The following is a 20,615-nucleotide window of genomic DNA, read 5'->3' on the forward strand; positions in this document are numbered from 1 at the left end:
GTTTTTTTTAAAGTGTAAATAGTGTTCGTCGCCGCACTATTTTAGCTTCCACCCTCTAATTGCTTTTTCACAAACAAATCTCAATCTGTTTTAGCAGAATATAAATAGCAGATTTATATTATTTTTTCCAAACCATAAACTAAAGAAGTAAGTTCGGTAACTTTGCGAATGGCGAGTAAAACTCCAGGCATATAGCAGGAGCGATCGCTTGTGTCGTGTCGTAGGGTATAAATTTGCCCTGTCGCGCCAAAAATTACTTCTTGATGGGCAATCAAACCAGGTAAGCGAACGCTATGGATGGGAATATTACCCGCGCCGTCACCGCCTCTAGCACCAGCAATAGTTTCGCTTGACTCTACTTTGGGCGGATTAAAGTTTTTACCCATTTCTGCCAGCATTTGGGCAGTTTTAATTGCCGTACCGCTGGGGGCATCTGCTTTGCGGTCATGATGCAGTTCGATAATTTCTACATGATCGAAATATTGAGAGGCGGTAACGGCAGCCTGCTGCAGTAACACCATGCCAATAGAAAAGTTGGGGACAATTAAAGCTCCTGTGGTAGCTTTATCGGCAAATTCAGCCAAGTCCTTAATCTGTTTGTCGCTCAGTCCTGTAGTTCCCACAACTGGACGAACTCCGTAAGCGATCGCACTACGGGTATTTTCATAAACGCTGTCGGGATGGGTAAAGTCTACCATTACCCCCTGTACTTTTTCCTGGGTAGCTAAGACCAGAACACTTTCTAAATCATTGAGAACGGGAACTTCTAAAGCACCGCAACCGATTATTTCCCCAATATCTTCACCAAGATGAGCGGGATTTTTATCAATCGCTCCTACTAGCATCATATCTTCAGCTTGAGCTACGGTTTTAACCGTTTCTCGTCCCATTTTACCCAAAGCACCGTTGACGACTACTGGAATTGGCGATTGTGTCATTTGCTACATATCCTTAAAAAGTTCTCAGAAGAATTTTAGATCGAATTGCCAGACAAACAATTAATAATTGCTATAGCCAACAAAATTTTGATAAGTTTGCACGATCTTTATAAAAAACTGCTAGATTCAGCGGTTTGTTTGGGTATTTTGTGGTTAAAGTCTCGTCTATTCTCATTTATATCTATAGATATTTTTAAAATTTAGCTATTAAAATTTGTCCAATGACTCACTTCAACCCCAGTAACGATACTCCTAATCCTAATGAACTTACAGAATATTTAGCTAATAGCCAAAGAATTTTTAGACTCATTGACGGTATTTTGCCTTTGGAATTATGTCTCCACCATGAAATTTTGCCTTTAGAACTAAATAGCGATCGCTTAACGCTGGGAATGGTAAATTATGAAGACGAGAATGCGCTTAACTTAATTCGCCCTATTATTACTTCTTTGGGCTATACTCTCGACCTAAAATCTATTGATGCTCAAACTCATCAGGCAATCCTGGCATCTTATCTTAAAAACCCTGGTTCTACAGTGAGAGATCGTCATAATCGCGATTCCGCTCCTACTATCATTGGTAGACCAGAAGAAATGCCAGCAGTCAATCGCGACCGCCGTCATTTTGATGCTCCTACAGTCATTGGCAGACCTGAAGAGATGCCAGCAGTCAATCGCGACCGTCGTCATTTTGATGCTCCTACAGTCATTGGCAGACCCGAAGAGATGCCAGCAGTCAATCGCGACCGTCGTCATTTTGATGCTCCTACTATCATTGGCAGACCCGAAGAGATGCCAGCAGTCAATCGCGACCGTCGTCATTTTGATGCTCCTACAGTCATTGGCAGACCCGAAGAGATGGTTAAAGAGCCTATGACAGAGAATTCGGTGTCCGAAATTGAGATTCCTTCAGATTTCGATATTGGTAATATAACTATCGACTCAGCAAACTCGCAGCAACCTACCCCAGATAATGAACCAATAGGGCAGTTATCAGAGCTAATTGCCAATTCAACACCTCGCCAGACATGGCAAAAGCTATATCAAAAAATTCTTAATGGTGAAATAGATCGGCTTTGCTTGAAAAACCACAATAATTTTTGTCAAATCATCGGTAGTCACAACGAAGCAGCAGCTTTTTCCTGGCAAGATGTTGAGCCTTCAGTTTTTACTGCCATAGCTAACGAAGTTAAAGCTTTAGTCAAGCTGCCGCCCGTTCCTCTAGAAAAGCCAAGAAGAGTAGCGATGGAAAAACGTCGCAACAATGAGCGATTGTTACTACGTATCGAATTAACGCCTTCTATCAAAGGGGAGGAAATTGTGTTCGCGGCTTTAAAAGGTAAAACTCTACAAACTTACGATCGCCAACAACTAGAAAAAATGAGCGAACAGGCTTTGACTTTGGCTCAAAAATTAGAAAAGACTGTTAAGTCTATTGCTTTGAGTGCTGAACGTGTAGAATCTCAAAATATAGTCACTTTAAAGTCAACCCTAACGGCAATCTATAAGCGACTAGAAGCAATGGACAAATAAAATAGTCCCCAGATGGACTTTTGGGGACAAAAATATTTTGAAATCTTCAGTTGAGGTAAATCCAGCAGATTATACGAGCAAAGAGATTGCTTCGAGCTAAAAGTTAGAGGTTGGAAGGATCTCTTCCTAACACCTGGCTTTTGAGCGACTGAAATTCTTGCCCTAATTCTTGGCGAGAATCTTCTTTTAAAAGATAGCGATAGACAAACCAACCCGTATAACCCAAGCCTACTAGCTCGAACACAGGAGATAATAATGGGATGCCGTCAACTGCACCTAGAACTGCCAGAATAATTCTGATTGTTACCAATGCTGCAATAAACAAGACGATATACAACAGTGGCTTTTGGTAAGCAGAAACGAAACTAGCTATATCCTCTGGAAGTTTGTTCAAGAAATCTAGTACGGGTGCTAAAGCTTCTTGCACCTGTTGTCCTGCAACAGTTCTTTTAGGTGGGGCAGCTAATTTACCTGGAGACTCGCTACTTAAATTAGCGGGATTTGGTGTCTCTGTTACTTGTGGGGTTTGAGATTCCATATTTTATGCACTCCTATTATCTAAATTTGGTTGGCTTGGAGATTACTCCGTTTTGTAACTCGATAAACTCCTGAATTAAATTTCAGCGTCAGCCAGTTTGAAAACGGCATTGCTTTTTTTAATTGTTATCAGAATATTAGCTCGGTTTATTTTTTGACTAAACTGTTGCTCATATTATCAAATACTTGCTATTGAAACTATTAACGCTTTTTATACATAATTTTACATATCAAAGCAGTTAATTATTAGTCATTAATAAACTTTTAATTTTAGGTTATAGCTTTTAAAGAGACATTACTGGTTCTTTTTCCACTTCTGATATAGGGTTCTTAGCTAATTGGCGACAGTCGATTTCACAAGAATTATTAGGACTTTCGATTAACTTGATTTTATCCAATTCTACACCTAATTTCTGAATTGGCGATCGCAACAGGTTGGCGATATGAAGCGCGATATTTTCGGCTGTAGGCACTACTTCGGCAAAATAAGCAATATCTTTATTAAGAAAGGTATGGTCGAAAGGTTCGATAACATACTCTTCGATTGCGTCTTGCAGAGCAGCTAAGTCTACTATCATACCCGTACGAGAATCGATTTCACCTTTTACGGTAACTTCTAGATGGTAGTTATGTCCATGACCGTTGGGGCGAGCGCATTTGCCATAAATTTTGGTATTTTCTTCAAAACTAAGCTCTGGTAATGCCAGACAATGAGCGGCACTAAAGTGAGTTTTTACCGTGAGAGATGCTTCCATATCTTTTCCTTGATAATCAGCCCAAAGTTCGGGATGCTCGAACAATTTAATATTAACTAAAGGTAAATGGGGTGCTAGTCGCTGCCAGATTACTCTAGCAATATTTTCGGTAGTGGGTAAGGTTTGCTGAAATTCTTTCCAGGTATCATTGAGGTGAGCGTAATTTAGCTGACTGGTAATTTCCTGTTTAATTACCTGTTTGACGAGAGACAAATTTTGCACCATACCGTAGCGGTCTAATCCTCCCGACAGAGATACATATAGCAGATAGTTGTGTCCGTGTCCTGGGAAACGACTACCAGCACCAAAAAGACGCTGGTTTTCGGCTAGATCTAATTCTGGCAACCAGTAGCGGTGACTCGCAGAAAATTGAGCGCGTCGGTCGATAGTACATTGCATAAATAATGTAAATTAAAGCAGTTTTTGATTGAGTAGACTTTTTGAAATAATAACCGATCTGACCTTTAGAATTGTTTGAGATAAAGTAATCAAACCAAACTAACTTCGTAACGAGCGCGATCGCGTAAATTGCTGGCAATTCTAAACATTTCCTGACCCGTATGTAGATAGCAATCGTCGTAATTGAGACTAAACCACTCAAGCTCTTTAATACCGTCGCCAATTTGATTCAAACAGTAATAAATATGAACTGCCGCACCTGCTAATTGAGGTGGATTGGGCTGAGACTCTAGAGTTTGTTTTGCTAGCTGCAATTGGCTACGACAGGTTTCTAAATAAGTTGTAAAGTTTGCCATTAGTTCGTCATCAAAAGGATCGGCAGCCAATTCGTCAATTTCTGATGATAGAGGTTGAAGAATGTCTGAAGCCAAGCGATCGATCGGCAAATATATTTCTTCTAACCACGATTGATAACTAACGTTGTTGGCTTGCTTGGCTTGGCGATAGCGTTGATATTGCTGATTGGCTCTAACGTTTCTTTCTTGCCGACGTGCCAACGAATCATCGGTTGAGTTTAACTGTAGCTGGCGGTCGTAGATGCGACGATTTTGAATATTACCCAACACTTCATAAGCAGCATTAATAGCAATAATTTTGTCGCAATTAGTTTCAGTTTTGCGGTCGGGATGAAACTGTTTCGCCAACCGCCGATAAGCCTGCTTGATTTCTTGCTGGCTAGCTTGAAAACTGACTTGCAGAGTTTGATAGTAATTCAAGGGACGCACGCAAACTAGTTACTAGCAACAATAGTGGGAGTTTCTAAATCTTGAAACAAAGGGGTACTTAAATAGCGTTCGCCAAAACTGGGCTGGATCGTAACTATCATTTTGCCTTTATTTTCCTCGCGACGGGCAACTTTTACTGCTGCCGCTACAGCAGCACCTGTAGAAATTCCCGATAAAATGCCTTCTTCTCTTGCCAGACGGCGACCCGTTGCGATCGCTTCATCGTCGGTAACTGCTACCGTCTCGTCAATTAATTCTACTAATAACACCTGGGGAATAAAACCCGCACCAATACCCTGAATTTTATGAGATCCTGGCTTACCTCCAGATAAAACCGAACTAGTAAAGGGTTCTACGGCGATCGCTCTAAAATCTGGTTTGTATTTTTTTAATACTTGAGCGACTCCCGTAATCGTTCCTCCCGTACCGACTCCTGCTACCATCATATCTACTTTACCGTCGGTATCCGCCCAAATTTCTTCGGCAGTAGTACGCCTGTGAATTTCAGGGTTAGCGGGGTTGTTAAACTGTTGCAAAATATAGGCGTTGGGAATACTTTCCTGTATTTCTTGCGCTCGTCGTATACAGCCGCTCATTCCTTCATGACCAGGGGTTAGTTCTAATTGTGCGCCATAGGCTTTTAACATTGCTCGCCTTTCTTGACTCATAGTTTCGGGCATGGTCAGAATTAGCTTGTATCCTTTGGCGGCAGCTGCCATAGCCAGAGCAATTCCCGTATTACCAGAGGTGGGTTCGACCAAGATAGTTTTATAGGGACTAATTTTACCTTCGGCTTCAGCAGCATTAATCATGTTGACCCCAATACGATCTTTGACTGAAGCAGAGGGATTCATCCCTTCTAGTTTGACCAAAATTTCTGCTACACAGCCTTCAGCTTGTGGTATACGGTTAAGCCGAACTAGAGGAGTTTTACCGATCAGTTCGGTAATATCGTTGGCAATTCGCATAATTTTTTAAAATAATTTGAGTTATTTATTATGCTATCTCGATCGCTACTCGGCTACTTCTATTTGTCGTAAAAAAGAGGCAAGTAAAAATTATGTTGAAATTTCTCGCTACAAATTTATTCTTATAGCTACGCTCGATTGGTCTATACGCCGAGCGTTATAAGTATTTTATTTAAGGCATTATCAGGCGCTCAAAATGATTGGCAATTAGCCGATAACACTCACAGGTACGAGCTTCTAACTCACTCTGAGAAATTATTTGGATAAAGCCACGCTTATATTGAATAATGCCTTGTTTTTGAAACTTATTAGCGACTTGTGTTACTCCAGCGCGACGTACTCCCAACATTTGGGAAATAAATTCTTGGGTTAAGTTGAATTCTAATTTTTCTATTCTGTCGCCTACTGTTAACATCCATCGAGCAAATCGCCGTTCGATATTGTGGTAGCGATTACAGGCGGCGATTTGACCCAGCTCGATTATTCTTGCTTGAACGTAACGCATCAAAATATGCTTTAATTCTTCGTTACGTTCGATTTCTTTTCTAAGTTTTTTTGCTTCAATTTTGTAACCGTTTCCCCCTACTTGCACTATTGCAGTAGAGTTCGTGCGATCGCTATTCAATACGATTGGCAACCCTACCATTCCTTCATTACCAATAACTCCAATTTCTGTGGTCGATCCGTTTTCCATAATTGCCACAGTAGAAACAATCGAGTCAGTAGGGAAGTAAGCATAATTGTAGTTATCCCCTGCATAATAAATAATTCGATGTTGGGGAAGTTCTACTGGCTGTAGATCGCGAGCGAGACGTTGATACACTTTTTGAGGTAAAGCAGATAATATTCGATTAGTAGGAATGTTGTTTATAGGAGATAATGGCAATTTCGGCAACTCAGTTGTATATTGTTTTAACTAAATTTAAAAAAATAAAATTACACCATCATAAGAATGGAATAATTTGCTCCGATTTAAATTATCAAACAACACATTGTAAGTATGTCCGATAGCAAACATACGTATTAACTCGATCGATTATTGTTATTATTTCAAATAGATAGATAGCTAACTTAAAAACAAATTTAGCTTTGACAGTTTGCTATCGCAATCGACAATTGTTTCAAAAATTCAAAGGTTTAATAATGTAACTTTATATTACCGATAGCCAATGTCTATCTGGTATCTCAAGCGAAGGCAAGCCTATTTCAATCAAAAACTATACCGATAAATTTCAGTAGATAGATTTTAGAAAAACTGATTTTTAGAAAGTACTTACTATAAATAACAGTCAAATTATTCATATTTAAGAGAAATGATGGTATCGCTCTAATACATAGCAATAGCTTCTTGATTTACGCAGTTTAAACTTTAGCAATTAGCTGTTTACCACAAATTATAGTTAGGGGCAATAGTCGTTTTACCTGTAGTGAAATTTAAAAACTATCCCAAAAAACTATCCGCTCTCACAAAGTGATATTCAAACTAACAAAAAGTTGCTAATTCGTTTATCGGGTTGTGAGAGCGGTCTAGGGGATCTCTTAGTTGAAACCTAACTGCCGGAAGGAACTCCAACAGCTATAATCTATGTTTCTTCCGAAGAAGAAAAGACTATTGCCTGCTAGAGAGCGGCTCCGGCACACAGCCGGCTAACTTCAACTAAGGGACCCATGTTACTACTACTATCTATCATGGGCATCACCTCCTATATCCCTGAACGGTTATTTCGATAACTGTGTATCTTTAGTTAATATAACTAAGTTTGATAATTTCGACAACATTGAATAAATTTTTGGGGCAGAAATTCAAATTCGCCAAAATGCAGATGTAAATAAGAGGCGTGAAGATTCGCTATTTGCCAGCCTTCGGCAACTTTACTGCTAGCAGTATTAAAGCTGACTATTTCCCAGAGAGCTTCGTTAGGAGATTCGGTCAGACTAGAATGATGAAATTCATGTCCTCGTACGGTTTGAGTTCTGGAAATCACAGAAGTATTTTGCATTGCGGTTGCCTGACGATATCCGAGAGTTAATTGCTTTTGCTGCATTACTGCCGTAGTGGGAATTACACCTACAAGCGATCGCTCTTTACCTTCAAAATCGATTAGGCGATCGCATAAATACATTAAACCGCCACATTCAGCATAGGTAGGAATGCCACCTAAAATTAACTGGCGTAACTGTTTTAATACTGTTCGATTGTTGGCTAGCTGTTCGGCAAATACTTCGGGAAAGCCACCACCAAAATAAAGTCCGCTAACCTTGGGGACTGCTGAATCTGCTAGAGGACTCCAAAATACTAATTCCGCACCTAATTTTCTTAAAATGTCAAAATTATCTTGATAGTAAAAATTAAAGGCGCGATCGCAAGCGACAGCTATTTTAATAGAACTTTTCCTGGTTGTTATTTCTTTGTCTAACCTTAAAGTATGTTCTGCTGCTGGCGGTTTTAGCAATGGCAAAAGCTTTTTCCAATCGAAGCAGGTTTGGGCTAGTTCTGCTAGTTGGGTAAAAATAGTTTGTAGCTGGGGTAGTTCTTCACTGGGAACCAGACCTAAATGTCTATCTGGAATGGTAACGACCTGGTTGCGACGTAATACTCCTAAAACTGGCAGATTAATAGTGCTAAGAGCTTCTTGTAGTAATTCTAAATGGCGATCGCTACCCACACGATTGAGAACTACTCCTGCGATATTAATTTGGGGATCGAGATTGACATAACCAAAAGCGATCGCGGCAATGGAACTAGATAAACGAGAACAGTCTAAAACTAATAGAACGGGTAGATTTAACAATCTGGCAATATGAGCAGTGCTGGCATAATCTTGCAACCGCAGGGTCTTGTCGTGACAAGCCCTTACGGGGCGAATACCGTCAAACAAACCCATTACCCCTTCTACTACGACCCAATCTGCATTTTGACTGTGTCGGGCAAAACAAAATTTGACATAAGTCTCGGAAGTCAAAACAGGATCTAAGTTGCGGCAGGGAAGCCTGGTTATTGCAGCATGAAACATTGGGTCTATATAGTCGGGTCCTACTTTGAACGATTGAACCTTAGTACTTTGCCGTACCAACCAAGCTAAAATTGCCAGAGTAACCGTAGTTTTACCAGTTCTGGAGCGATCGCCCGCGATAACTAATGCCATAAGCCGTCACGTAGTTTATATCGATTGAGTCTGAGCATGAAAAACAGAGCGTATAGCAGTAGCAACATACCTTAAACACTTAATATACTCATTTCACTCAGACAAAGCTAACGAGCTACAAACGTTAGTGCGATCGCCAGAAGCTCTAACTTAAGTTGAAAGAAAATTCAGGTAAAGCAAGCGAATTCCTAGCTTGAAGAGGGATGAATGTTTATTGGATAAAGATTAGAGTAACAACAGCAAATGAATTTGATTTCCTTGATGTAGAACTTCAAAGCATTTTGCGCTCTAGTAAAATACCGACAAAAACTCGAACTATGGTTCTGAAAGCAGGGTTTTCAGTATCAAATTAATGCAACTTATGGATGAATATATTCTCAATCTACTTATTATTGGTTTATTGCTGTTAGTAGTGACTTTAGGTTCGGGTTGGATTAACCGCTTGCCTCTGTCTTATTCGCTAATCTATCTAATAGTGGGTATTGCTCTCGGTCCTTATGGTTTTAAGCTAATCGAAATTCGTCCCGACGCTCAGTTTTTAGAAAGACTGACAGAATTTGTAGTTATTGTCTCTGTATTTGGTTGCGGGCTGAAGGTAAATCGTCCTCTAAAACTGCAAACTTGGCAAACTACCATCAGATTAATTGGTTTTTTAATGCCTTTTTCTATTTTGTGTTTGGCAGTACTCGCTCATTGGGTGTTTGGTATGGGATGGGGAGCAGCAATATTATTAGGAGCAATTCTCTCTCCTACCGATCCCGTTTTAGCTTCCGAAGTGCAGCTAGCCAATGTTGAAGATAAAGATGAACTGCGTTTTAGTTTGACTTCTGAAGGGGGATTAAATGATTCTCTAGCCTTTCCTTTTGTTTACTTTGGTATTTCCGCTCTCAAGGACAGCAATTGGGATAATTGGTTTAAACAGTGGGTAGCTGTAGATTTGATTTGGGCGGTTGTGGCTGGAGTAGTTATGGGAATTGTCGTTGCTAAAGTAATTGTTTGGTGCGATTCCACTTTACAAAAACGCCGTAAAGCTGACGAGTTGTTAGAAGATTTTTTGGCGATAAGTTTAATTTTATTGTCCTATTCTCTAACAGAATTAATACACGGCTATGGGTTTTTAGCTGTCTTTGTCTCAGGGCTAATAGTCGAACAAAGCTATTGCATAGATCGTCAAAAACGTTTGGCGCAGCTAAAATTTACCCAACAAAATGAAAAACTACTCGAAGTTACTACTATTCTGATAATCGGAACAATTTTGTCAATAGAGCCGATAGTTAATTACTTGGGTCAGTCTTTGTTATTAGCTGGACTATTATTTTTTATTATTCGTCCTATAGGAATTTGGCTCGGAACTATTAATAGCAATTTACCGACTTCGACCAAACATCTTGTAGGCTGGTTTGGAATTCGCGGTATTGGTTCGATTTACTATTTAACCTATGCTTTAGGAGAAAGTTTAGATGGTCCAGTTGCCGAACAAATTTCTTGGATAACTTTTACTGTAGTAGTAATATCAATAGTCGTTCATGGAATTAGCGCAGCACCTTTAATGAAGTGGTATGAAAAACAAGAGACTTCTGGTAAGCAACTAGTTTAACGCGAGCATCTAAATAAACAAGGACAAAATCATAACTCAAGGCAGAAAGCCGAACCTAAAATAAAAGTGTTCTAGCAGTTAAAACCGACAGAACAATGGTGTCAATATAACTCTTCCGTGAGCATGGTTCCGAGGATAAGTTTAGCTCATTGGTGAAAAAGCAAATTCGTTTCGATCTCGTCTAAGACAATCAAAAGTAAAAAACTGAACCCAGGCTGGGACATTTTATGAAGTGGCAAAGAGAGACATCAGGAGAAGGCAGTGGGAAAATCAAAGTCTAATACCATTTCTCTAAATGTTGACTACAGATCGATAAATTTTCCCCTGCTCCCTTGAAATTTATTCTGTATCTTTATTTTATGGAATTGGTATAAATCTAGTTCCAAGTTGAGCTTTACTGTTTATTTTCGTTTGATAACGGTGTTAGTTACTACTACTTTTACTTATGGTTGGTGCGCAACAGAAATTTTTTGTCCACTTTTGTTTTTTTGCCTGAGAAGCATTCCCGCACTAAGAAAACCAATAAGACTAAAGATAATAAGATGAATGGGAGAGGCAAAAAAATCACCTAGTGAATAAATAGTAACAATAGTAAAAGAAGAATAGGGCAGAGAAATTGCTAATAAAGATAGAGCTAAACTTTGATTGAAAACTTTGTTACTATTGTCTTGAGAATCAGAAAATACACTTATTTGTGCATAAGGTAGAAAGCTGCAAGAGCTTTGAGGAAAAGCTACTATTAATAGCATTGTAGCTAGAGAATCAAAGTCAAATGAACTAATTAGCAATGCACTGATCAGAAATGCGACTGCCGATCTCCATATAAGCAACCCCAGTAATAACTTTAATTCTTTGCCTTTTACTTTTACTGCCAAACCAATAAAAATTAGAATTGTGGGTGTTAAGAGATCGCGCAAATAAGACAAACTATCTTGAAAATAAACGGGAATATTTTCTAAATTGAAACCAAATATGCTAGCTACAAGAGCAACAATAATTGTTAAATTAATAGGCTGCAATAAAACTTCTGCAAACTTTTGACTACTCTTTGGCTGTTTTATTGCTGACTGTTTGCCATAAGTCCAATACATCGCTAAAAAATAAAGAAATACTAAAATAAATATTTTGTTTCCCGTATCGGCAATAGCAGCTAAACCCAGACTAGACTGCTCTGAAAATTCTGCTAAAAAAGGAAAACAAGACAAATAAGGAGCCAGTGAAGGTAGCATAAACATCAGCGTTCGTCTATTTGCTAGATCGAGTTTTTTGTCTATAAAAACAGGTAGCAAAAAACGCACTGACAAAAACATTAATATGTTAAACACAAAAACTATTAACGGAGGTAAAAACAAAGAAGCAGTAAGATGAATTTTTAATAATGCCGAAAAAATTACCGCAGGTAAAGCTAAAGTTAAAATAAGAGTTTTTATTGTATTTAGCTGCTCTTTATTGTTAATTTTACTTCTAAATAAAACACCGACACCAATTAAAATTAGAAATGATATTGTTTTATTCATCTTTCGATCTTTTATTATTTTTTACATAATTACTTTATATTGTTATCTTATTTGCGTATTTATACATAGTCAATAACAGCTAAGTGAATCTACTGACAAATTACAATAACTTGATATTATTGATGTTGTTTATCAGTTTTTTGAAGTTAGTATAAAGTAAATGTTGTAAAATCGTTTTCTAGTTAATTAGACAAAAAATAAATTTAATTTATAAATTTGAAATAAAGAAAGCATAAATTATTTATATATTTAAATAAAAGGCGAAAAAATTATATACCAAAAAAATGTGATTTTATAAGCCTTACTTTAAAGGTCATCTAAAAAGTCTATATTGTTCTTGTTACTTAAAGCTTTGTCTCGGCATCACTTTAGAGTCTCAATAGACAGCTCTAGCAGAAAGTTTTGCTGCTTTTTTAAGTACTAAACCGCGTTCGTATCAAAACTCTAGACGCAGTTTATGTCTCTATTTCAATCTTTAGTCTTAATGCTTCTATCGAATATTGTGGTATTTCTTGAGGGATGAGAATATTAAACTTCTAGTCTGCAATTAAATAATTCTGACTTTAAAAGCATGAAGCAGCAACATTTTTTATTGCGTCGTTTTCCGACAATTATCATTACGATTGGGTTATTTATCATGCCCTACCCTTTAGTCGCTCAAGAAGAAGAAATTTTACCACCTGCTGAAAATTCTTCTTCGGTAGTAGAACCCAGCGATGGACTATACTTTGCTGATGTATTGGTTAGAGGTAGACCAGTAATCCAAATTGGCAGCTTACCCGAAATTGATGCCAGTGCGAGAGCCGAAATTATCAATCGCCGTATTGCTAGTGCGATCGCTAATTCTAATAACTTAGAACCAATTACAGTTACTCCTGATAATCCGAGAAGAATCGCTACTTTGAGGCTCAAAAATCGCATTTTGATGACCGTAACCCAACAAGATGCAGAAGATTACGGTTTAAGCGTGGAAGCACTAGCAGAAAGATGGGCAGAACAGCTAAATACAGCTTTAGATAAACCTCCGTTGGCGATCGATGTAGGTCAGAGACTTTATGGTACGGTTAGAGAGCTTTTGAACGATACGATCGCCAACCTGCCTTCACTAGTAGGAGCAATTATTGTTATTGGGTTTACCTTGCTAGTTGCTAGAATCGTACGCTATTTGGCTTTTCGCTGGGCACAGCGAACTGAAGGGGATTCTAATACCGAAATTTTAATTGCCAGACTTAGTTATGGAGGCGTTTGGATTGTAGGTTCGATAATAGCTCTGGGCGTAATGGGACTGAATTTTGGGGCTTTATTAGGTGCTTTGGGACTAACTAGCGTAGCAATTGGTTTTAGCCTTAAAGATGTTTTGAGTAATTATATTTCTGGCGTGATTTTGCTAGCGGCGCGACCCTTTAGAATTAACGATCAGGTAGTTATTGAAGATTACGAAGGTACGATTACTCAAATACAGCTACGGGCTACGACGATAAAAACATACGATGGTAGAGTTGTCTATATTCCCAATCAAGAGGTATTTCAAGCCAGCATTATCAACAACACTGCTTCTTCTCGCCGTCGCAGTAGCGTTATGGTAGGAATCGATTATGGTGAAAATATCCAACGTGCTATAAACGAGATTCTTCAGGCTTTAAGCAAGATAAAAGAAGTAGAAACCGAACCCGCACCAGATGTTTTAGTAAGCGAATTGGCTGCTAGTACGGTAAATTTGGAAGTCCGTTTTTGGGTAAATTCTCGCCGTTCTGGTTTTCTGGCAACTACTTCAAAAGTCACTCAAACAGTTAAAGAAGTTTTAGAAACTGCTGACATTGATATGCCCACAGATATTTATACTCTGGTTATGCGAGACTTTCCTTCAGAAATAAAAATTAAAGAGCAGGAAGAAGGAGCTAAAGAACTTAAGTTAGACGATCGTTAAAGCTGATATCGCCCATACCTATTTGTAAGTGAACTAAATTAAAACCGCTTATAGATAGATTTATTAACCCAAAAATCGATCTAGTTTCTAAGAAGAATTTTTACCATTCCGATAAACTCTTTGAAGAGATTGTCAGCTAATCGGCTAAATCATCTAAAAAACAATTAGAAATCGAGCTAAAAGTAATTCAATCAAAAAGTAATGGAATTTAAATTTACCTATACCAGACTGTATGTAGAAAGCTATGAAACTTGCTTGAAATTTTATCGAGATATTTTAGGATTAGAGGAGACTTTTGCATCCGAAATAGACACCTACGTAGAGCTAACCGATGGTGCAACCAAGCTGACTTTATTAAACCGCAACAAAATTACCGAGTATTTTGGCAGTGACACTCCTGTATCTTTCGGGCATAAAAACGATGCGATCGCGTTAAGCTTTCAAGTAAAAGATGTAGACGAAGCTTTTACATATTTAAAACAGCAAGGAGTTGAAATTGTCAGCGAACCTTGGGATTTTGTCGATTGGGGCGTTAAGTTAGCACTAGTGCGCGATCCTGAAGGTAATTTGATCGAACTAAATCAACTAGCTCAAATGGTAGGTGCCGAGTAGTTGCGATCGCTGCTCGCTCGCAATGAACAATTAACAGTGAACATTAAACAGTAAGCAGTCAGGATGTGCTGGCGGTTGCTGCTAGCCCACAAGCCTAACCGTTGGTTAAGTTTAACGATGGTGCGATTGCACTTTGAATAAAGAATTGTTCATTAAAAAGTTGTTCATTGGTAAATGATAAATAATAAATGAAATGACTAAAGAAGATAGAGCAATCTGGCTAAGACGTAGAGACATTGTTTTAGCTTATGTTTTTTTGCGAATTGTTTTTGGAGTCAACTTTTTCAATCATGGTTTTACTCGAATTGCTGATATATCTGGATTTGCTCAATCGATGGTAGATATGTTTCAAAATACTTTCGTTCCTGAAGTGTTAGTAAGAGTACCCGGGCTATTAGTTCCAATAGTAGAACTAATCGGAGGCTTATTAGTAACGATAGGTTTGTTTACCCAAGCAGCCTTAGTGACTTTGTTTGGTTTGATGATAGTTTTAATGTACGGTGTTACGCTGCTGCAAAAGTGGGATACGGCTGGTTCCCAACTTATTTATTGTTTGGTGCTGTTTGTATTAATCGCTGGCAATAGCTTTAATAGTTTTTCTATAGATCGTTTGCGTCGTAAATAAAGCATTTGTTGCCGTAAATTTCCAGAGTAGAGCCTTCGCCCAGTTTCCAGATACCCAACGGTGCGCGTTCCCTTGCGTCTTACTCTTTTAGAGAAGCTTCGCAACGTCGACGGTCGCACCGCAAGTCAATCTAAACCATCCCCTTATGATGCAACGCCAATTTTTAGTTTTAAACATAATCAAAAGCATCACTATCAAGGGTTAAGTCTGAATCTCCTTGGACGATGCCAATAAGTTCATCTTCTTCTCGGTCTATATAAATTCCCGTTCCTGATGGTAAACTTTCTGGAGATGGAGCCAATATATAGTTGGAGGCAATACCAGAAAGCTGAATAGTGTCTTCTTCTGAATTAAAATCGACAATTAACCCATAGTCATCTGTTCCGACGGTTATTTCACCACCATCGTAATAAGCTTGAATTATACCCAAAATAAACGTATCTTTGCCACTGTCTCCACTAAAAGTATCTATTTCACCAAATCCCTGATTGCTAAATGGTGGAGGCGCGTTAACTACTCCAGCACCAATAAGGGTATCGTCTCCCGTTCCGCCTTCAAGACTATCATCTCCATTTTGTCCGTAAAGCTCGTCATTTCCCCGACCACCTTTAAGAACATCATCGCCACCCGCTGCTCTAAAGATATTCTCAAATAGAGTATCATCACCATCCCCGCCGATGAGCGTATCATTGCCAAAACCTCCCTCTACTTCGTCATTACCTTTGCCCCCATAAATATAGTCTTCACCAAAAGACCCCGAAACGATTTCGTCATTGCCAGCATTACCAAAGATGATATCTCTACCGAAAGAGCCATAAATTGTATCGTTACCCCGTCCGCTCCATAAAATATTGTTGCTTTCGTCATTCCCAAAAGCTCCTGGACCTGTTTGAATGTCGTCTCCTGCGGTTAAGCGATCGTTACCGCTACCGCCAAAAATTGCATCTTCGCCCAAACCACCAACGAGTGTATCGGAGTCAGTACCGCCGATGAGTAAGTCTCGTTCATCGCCGCCATTCAAATAGTCATTGCCAGCCCTACCGAATAAAAAATCTTCGCCTTCAAAACCCAAGAGTGAGTCATCTTCTCGAGTTCCTAATAAATTATTGTCTGTATTGTCACCTTCAAAAATTGCCATTTTCTTTGCTCCGTTAAAGGCTGTTTGGGTTGAAAATCAAGTGCAAAACTTACGATATCGAATCTTTACACAGGTAAGACTATCAAGATTTACTTCTAATTAAAATCAAAATTTTTAGAGTTTATCAGTCTAGCCAGAGATATTAACAGCAAAACTTGCGCTCATTAAATTGTTAAAACAAAAAATAACGCTGCGCCAGAGGTAAAACCTTTGCAGGTTCGCAGGTTAATAACTCTCCATCTGCTCTTACTTCGTAAGTTTCGGGATTGACTTCCATTTCTGGCGTAGCAGCATTGAGCTTCATGTCTGCCTTACTAATATTGCGGGTATTAGATATAGCGACGACAGAAGATTGCAAGCCAATTTGTTCGCCAACTCCTGCATCCATAGCTGCTTGCGAAACAAAACTGAGAGATGTCGCCCCAATTGCACCGCCATAGCTACCAAACATGGGACGCATTCGTACGGGTTCGGGAGTGGGTATGCTGGCGTTGGCATCGCCCATTTGCGAGTAGGCGATCGCACCACCTTTAATGACAATTTCTGGTTTGACTCCAAAGAAGGCAGGTTTCCAAAGACAGAGATCGGCTAACTTGCCTTCTTCAATCGAACCGACATAATTGGCAATACCGTGCATTACAGCGGGATTAATAGTGTATTTAGCAATATAGCGTTTAGCACGAAAGTTATCGGCTGGTTCTTCGGTAGAAGATGATAGAACTCCCCGTTGCACTTTCATTTTGTGGGCGGTTTGCCAGGTACGAAGAATCACTTCTCCCACTCTACCCATTGCCTGAGAATCAGAAGCGATCGCGCTAAATGCCCCCAAGTCGTGCAGAATATCTTCAGCGGCAATGGTTTCACGACGGATGCGCGATTCGGCAAATGCCACATCTTCGGGACTGTTTTTATCAAGGTGATGGCAAACCATCAGCATATCTAGATGTTCTTCTAAGGTATTCTCCGTAAACGGGCGAGTGGGGTTAGTAGAGGAAGGCAAAACGTTACTCAGTCCGCAGACTTTGATAATATCTGGTGCGTGTCCGCCGCCTGCCCCCTCAGTATGATAGGTATGAATGACTCGGTCTTTAAAAGCGGCGATGGTATTTTCGACAAAACCAGCCTCGTTTAAAGTGTCGGTATGAATTGCTACCTGTACGTCATATTCATCGGCGACGCTAAGACAGGTATCGATCGCCCCTGGAGTCGTACCCCAATCTTCGTGGAGTTTTAACCCCATTGCCCCTGCCCGAACTTGTTCTACCAATCCTTCTGGTTTGGCACTATTGCCCTTACCCAGAAACCCCAGATTCATCGGAAAAGCATCGGCAGCCTGTAACATCCGCCAGATATGCCACGCTCCAGGAGTGCAGGTAGTAGCATTAGTACCAGTTGCAGGTCCCGTACCACCGCCGATCATTGTCGTAACTCCAGAAGCGATCGCCGTTTCGATTTGTTGGGGACAGATAAAGTGAATGTGGCTGTCTACTCCCCCAGCAGTAAGAATCATTCCTTCTCCTGCTATCACTTCGGTTGCCGCACCGATAATAATATCGACATTATTTTGAATTAGAGGATTGCCAGCTTTCCCAATTTTTTTTATCTTGCCGTCTTTAATACCTACATCGGCTTTGACGATACCCCACCAGTCGAGAATCAAAGCATTAGTAATTACCGTGTCTACCGCCCCATCTGCCCTGGAAATTGGCGATTGTCCCATACCGTCGCGGATTACCTTACCACCACCAAACTTTACTTCTTCACCGTAAGTTGTATAGTCTCGTTCGACTTCGATAATAATTTCTGTATCTGCCAAACGAATGCGATCGCCTGTTGTCGGACCGAAAGTTTCTGCATACGCCCGACGTTCCATACGGTAGCTCATTTATATTTAATCCTGCTGCTTGAATAATTTTTAATCTTATTACAGCTAGGCTTTGCTAAAAGTAAAATTTGCCTCAAAGATCGGCAGTTAGCGAACCTTAGTATACTGTTGAGTATTTAGAGAATACAGAGACTTTAAGCATCGAAATAAATATTTCATTAGGAATATCTCAGATTTTTAGCCAAAATTAAACTCGCTTCTTCTGGACGCGATCGCGTAATTACAGATAGGGGAATCTTTCCTTTATAGACGTAAATATATTATGTAACAAAGTCTCAAACGCCTAATCGAGAATTGCTATATTATTTCGGTAATATTCAGATTAGCTCGCCACTAAATGAAAACCCCTGTCGTCTTACTGATTTTCAATCGTCCCGATACAACCGAAAAAGTATTTGAAGCTGTCCGTCAGGCAAAGCCACCCAAGCTTTTGGTAGTTGCCGATGGTGCGAGAAGCGATCGCCCCGACGAGGCTGAAAAATGTGCGGCAGCAAGAACTATAATTGATCGCGTCGATTGGGACTGTGAGGTTTTGACCGACTATAGCAATCTCAATTTGGGCTGTAAGCTCAGGGTTTCTACTGGTTTGGACTGGGTATTTTCTCAGGTGGAGGAGGCGATTATTTTAGAGGATGACTGCGTTCCCGATCCTAGTTTTTTTCGTTTTTGCGAAGAACTACTCGATTATTATCGCAGCGATCGCCGCATCATGGCTATTTCTGGTGATAACTTTCAGTTTGGACGCAGGCGTACTAAATACAGCTATTATTACTCTCGCTACAATCACTGTTGGGGGTGGGCAACCTGGGGACGCGCCTGGGAACATTACGATATCAAGATGAGTCTCTGGCAAGAAATTAAAGAGGGCAATTGGCTCGAATATATTTTAGGAGATACAAAAGCGGTAAACTATTGGCGCAAAATTTTTCAATTAACTTATGACGAACAGATTAATAGTTGGGCATACCGTTGGACGTTTGCCTGTTGGCTGCAAAACGGTTTAACCGTTCTTCCTGAAGTAAATTTGGTATCTAATATTGGTTATGCTACTGAAGGAACTCATACTGTCAATAAAAAAGACTCTATGGCTAATCTGCCTAGAGGAGAAATTTCTTTTCCCTTACAGCATCCTCCTTATATTATTCGCCACGCTGAGGCAGATAACTTTACTCAAAGCAAAATTTTTGGCAAAACTTTTTTGGTTCGCGCTGTCAATAAAGCCAAAAAGCTCTTTACTTTAAATTTATAAATGTGTTTTATAGTCGATCGCTAGCCGATCTTTAGTCATACTATTCTCTAATTAAAACTTTTGTATGAGCGGAATTATCAAACCGATCGCTGTCGAGCCAATCAAGCATATTCACAGTATGCTTACCAACCGAGAGTATTTTACCTATCATTCACTTTGGTCTAAATTAAGAAACTTGCCTCGTTATCAAGAGTGTCGAGTCAGAGTTAACGGCTACGATTTGCTAATTCCCGATGCTCTGTCTTTTTTATATTCCTATCAAGAAATTTTTTTAGAAAGACTCTATGAATTTAAAGCTAGTAACCAAACTCCCAAAATTTTAGATCTGGGGGCAAACATTGGCTTGAGCGTATTATTCTTTAAACATTTATATCCCCAAGCCGAAATAACGGCGTTTGAGGCAGATGCCAAAGTGTTCGATTATCTGAAAAAAAATGTCTGTGACAATGGCTTTAACGATGTTCGGCTATTCAACAAAGCAGTATGGCATGAAAATACCACTCTTAAATTTGTTTCTGAAGGTGCTGATGGCGGACATATTAGTGACGAACGAGAAGATCGGGAAAATAGTGTTTTAGAAATTGAAGCCGTCGATATTGCCGATATTTTACAGGGCGATCGCTTTGATTTTATCAAAATGGATATCGAAGGTGCGGAAGCATTTGTCGTTCCCAGATGTAGAGATTTATTAGATCGGACAAAACATATTTTTATCGAATATCACTCTAGAGTCGGACAAGAGCAACATTTAGATAAAATACTGACTATATTATCTGAGGGTAATTTTAGAGTTCATATCCGCAATGTAATGAAGAAAAATATTGCTCCATTTGTAGAATTAAAGCCTATGGCTGGTTTCGATTTACAGCTTAATATCTTTGCTTGGCAGGAAAAGTAACAATTTACAGGGGTTTTCGGTCATAACAGACACACATTTTAATTAAGGCAAAAGGCAAAAGGCAAAAGGCATGAGAACTACTATAATTTTATTTTTGATTTTTAAAT

17 protein-coding genes are annotated in these 20,615 nt (G+C 39.4%); 7 read left to right on the top strand and 10 right to left on the bottom strand.

Annotated features, from left to right (window positions below; all coding sequences use genetic code 11):
• Positions 1–113: 113 nt before the first annotated feature.
• Positions 114–938 (bottom strand): 4-hydroxy-tetrahydrodipicolinate reductase, encoded by an 825-nt coding sequence (gene dapB / locus KV40_RS03635; RefSeq protein WP_036478206.1) that lies wholly within the window; start codon positions 936–938, stop codon positions 114–116.
• 221 nt (positions 939–1,159) lie between these two features.
• Here dapB and KV40_RS03640 point away from each other — a divergent pair, with 221 nt between their 5' ends.
• Positions 1,160–2,470, top strand: coding sequence for a hypothetical protein (locus KV40_RS03640; protein ID WP_036478208.1), 1,311 nt, complete (start codon positions 1,160–1,162; stop codon positions 2,468–2,470).
• A 103-nt stretch (positions 2,471–2,573) separates the two neighbouring features.
• Here the strand turns inward: KV40_RS03640 and KV40_RS03645 are convergent, their stop codons facing one another.
• From KV40_RS03645 to KV40_RS03670, 6 genes are all read right to left on the bottom strand, one after another.
• Entirely contained in the window at positions 2,574–3,008 is a 435-nt protein-coding gene (locus KV40_RS03645; protein ID WP_036478209.1) for a CAAD domain-containing protein, read from the bottom strand.
• A gap of 283 nt (positions 3,009–3,291) precedes the next feature.
• Complete coding sequence (locus tag KV40_RS03650) at positions 3,292–4,161, bottom strand: 6-carboxytetrahydropterin synthase (protein WP_036478210.1); 870 nt, start codon at positions 4,159–4,161, stop codon at positions 3,292–3,294.
• A gap of 89 nt (positions 4,162–4,250) precedes the next feature.
• Positions 4,251–4,946, bottom strand: a complete 696-nt coding sequence (locus KV40_RS03655; RefSeq protein WP_036478212.1) for a J domain-containing protein — start codon at positions 4,944–4,946, stop codon at positions 4,251–4,253.
• Between the two features lie 5 nt (positions 4,947–4,951).
• Positions 4,952–5,914 carry a cysteine synthase A gene (cysK, locus tag KV40_RS03660; RefSeq protein ID WP_036478213.1) on the bottom strand — a complete coding sequence of 321 codons (963 nt, stop codon included), beginning with the start codon at positions 5,912–5,914 and terminating at the stop codon, positions 4,952–4,954.
• Positions 5,915–6,086: 172 nt separating this feature from the next.
• Positions 6,087–6,800 carry a Crp/Fnr family transcriptional regulator gene (locus KV40_RS03665; protein WP_036478215.1) on the bottom strand — a complete coding sequence of 238 codons (714 nt, stop codon included), beginning with the start codon at positions 6,798–6,800 and terminating at the stop codon, positions 6,087–6,089.
• A gap of 868 nt (positions 6,801–7,668) precedes the next feature.
• Complete coding sequence (locus tag KV40_RS03670) at positions 7,669–9,060, bottom strand: cobyrinate a,c-diamide synthase (protein ID WP_036478216.1); 1,392 nt, start codon at positions 9,058–9,060, stop codon at positions 7,669–7,671.
• A 361-nt stretch (positions 9,061–9,421) separates the two neighbouring features.
• Between KV40_RS03670 and KV40_RS03675 the strand changes: the two genes are divergently transcribed.
• Entirely contained in the window at positions 9,422–10,657 is a 1,236-nt protein-coding gene (locus KV40_RS03675; protein WP_036478217.1) for a sodium:proton antiporter, read from the top strand.
• Between the two features lie 443 nt (positions 10,658–11,100).
• Here the strand turns inward: KV40_RS03675 and KV40_RS03680 are convergent, their stop codons facing one another.
• On the bottom strand, positions 11,101–12,174 hold the full coding sequence (locus tag KV40_RS03680) for a hypothetical protein (RefSeq protein WP_052055323.1): 1,074 nt from the start codon (positions 12,172–12,174) through the stop codon (positions 11,101–11,103).
• 571 nt (positions 12,175–12,745) lie between these two features.
• Here KV40_RS03680 and KV40_RS03685 point away from each other — a divergent pair.
• The 3 genes from KV40_RS03685 (at position 12,746) to KV40_RS03695 (ending at position 15,338) form a co-directional block, all read left to right on the top strand.
• Positions 12,746–14,101 carry a mechanosensitive ion channel family protein gene (locus KV40_RS03685; protein ID WP_036478218.1) on the top strand — a complete coding sequence of 452 codons (1,356 nt, stop codon included), beginning with the start codon at positions 12,746–12,748 and terminating at the stop codon, positions 14,099–14,101.
• A gap of 201 nt (positions 14,102–14,302) precedes the next feature.
• Positions 14,303–14,713, top strand: coding sequence for a VOC family protein (locus KV40_RS03690; protein WP_036478219.1), 411 nt, complete (start codon positions 14,303–14,305; stop codon positions 14,711–14,713).
• Between the two features lie 193 nt (positions 14,714–14,906).
• The gene (locus tag KV40_RS03695) at positions 14,907–15,338 is read left to right on the top strand and encodes a DoxX family protein (protein WP_036478220.1); all 432 of its coding nucleotides are present in this window, start codon (positions 14,907–14,909) and stop codon (positions 15,336–15,338) included.
• Positions 15,339–15,507: 169 nt separating this feature from the next.
• Here KV40_RS03695 and KV40_RS03700 read toward each other — a convergent pair whose 3' ends face one another.
• Positions 15,508–16,476, bottom strand: a complete 969-nt coding sequence (locus tag KV40_RS03700; RefSeq protein WP_052055324.1) for a calcium-binding protein — start codon at positions 16,474–16,476, stop codon at positions 15,508–15,510.
• A 172-nt stretch (positions 16,477–16,648) separates the two neighbouring features.
• Positions 16,649–18,361, bottom strand: coding sequence for an urease subunit alpha (gene ureC / locus KV40_RS03705; protein WP_036478221.1), 1,713 nt, complete (start codon positions 18,359–18,361; stop codon positions 16,649–16,651).
• A 337-nt stretch (positions 18,362–18,698) separates the two neighbouring features.
• Between ureC and KV40_RS03710 the strand changes: the two genes are divergently transcribed.
• Complete coding sequence (locus KV40_RS03710; protein ID WP_036478222.1) at positions 18,699–19,610, top strand: hemolytic protein HlpA; 912 nt, start codon at positions 18,699–18,701, stop codon at positions 19,608–19,610.
• Between the two features lie 64 nt (positions 19,611–19,674).
• A complete protein-coding gene (locus KV40_RS03715; protein ID WP_052055325.1) occupies positions 19,675–20,508 on the top strand; it encodes an FkbM family methyltransferase in 834 nt (277 codons plus the stop codon).
• Positions 20,509–20,615 lie beyond the last annotated feature (107 nt).

The organism is Myxosarcina sp. GI1 (assembly GCF_000756305.1).
GTDB lineage: Bacteria > Cyanobacteriota > Cyanobacteriia > Cyanobacteriales > Xenococcaceae > Myxosarcina.

Bases quoted from the DNA above. Each gene is read 5' to 3' on its own strand.
- dapB (WP_036478206.1), bottom strand. From the start codon at position 938: ATGACACAATCGCCAATTCCAGTAGTCGTCAACGGTGCTTTGGGTAAA.
- KV40_RS03640 (WP_036478208.1), top strand. From the start codon at position 1,160: ATGACTCACTTCAACCCCAGTAACGATACTCCTAATCCTAATGAACTT.
- KV40_RS03645 (WP_036478209.1), bottom strand. From the start codon at position 3,008: ATGGAATCTCAAACCCCACAAGTAACAGAGACACCAAATCCCGCTAAT.
- KV40_RS03650 (WP_036478210.1), bottom strand. From the start codon at position 4,161: ATGCAATGTACTATCGACCGACGCGCTCAATTTTCTGCGAGTCACCGC.
- cysK (WP_036478213.1), bottom strand. From the start codon at position 5,914: ATGCGAATTGCCAACGATATTACCGAACTGATCGGTAAAACTCCTCTA.
- KV40_RS03670 (WP_036478216.1), bottom strand. From the start codon at position 9,060: ATGGCATTAGTTATCGCGGGCGATCGCTCCAGAACTGGTAAAACTACG.
- KV40_RS03675 (WP_036478217.1), top strand. From the start codon at position 9,422: ATGGATGAATATATTCTCAATCTACTTATTATTGGTTTATTGCTGTTA.
- KV40_RS03680 (WP_052055323.1), bottom strand. From the start codon at position 12,174: ATGAATAAAACAATATCATTTCTAATTTTAATTGGTGTCGGTGTTTTA.
- KV40_RS03685 (WP_036478218.1), top strand. From the start codon at position 12,746: ATGAAGCAGCAACATTTTTTATTGCGTCGTTTTCCGACAATTATCATT.
- KV40_RS03690 (WP_036478219.1), top strand. From the start codon at position 14,303: ATGGAATTTAAATTTACCTATACCAGACTGTATGTAGAAAGCTATGAA.
- KV40_RS03695 (WP_036478220.1), top strand. From the start codon at position 14,907: ATGACTAAAGAAGATAGAGCAATCTGGCTAAGACGTAGAGACATTGTT.
- KV40_RS03700 (WP_052055324.1), bottom strand. From the start codon at position 16,476: ATGGCAATTTTTGAAGGTGACAATACAGACAATAATTTATTAGGAACT.
- ureC (WP_036478221.1), bottom strand. From the start codon at position 18,361: ATGAGCTACCGTATGGAACGTCGGGCGTATGCAGAAACTTTCGGTCCG.
- KV40_RS03710 (WP_036478222.1), top strand. From the start codon at position 18,699: ATGAAAACCCCTGTCGTCTTACTGATTTTCAATCGTCCCGATACAACC.
- KV40_RS03715 (WP_052055325.1), top strand. From the start codon at position 19,675: ATGAGCGGAATTATCAAACCGATCGCTGTCGAGCCAATCAAGCATATT.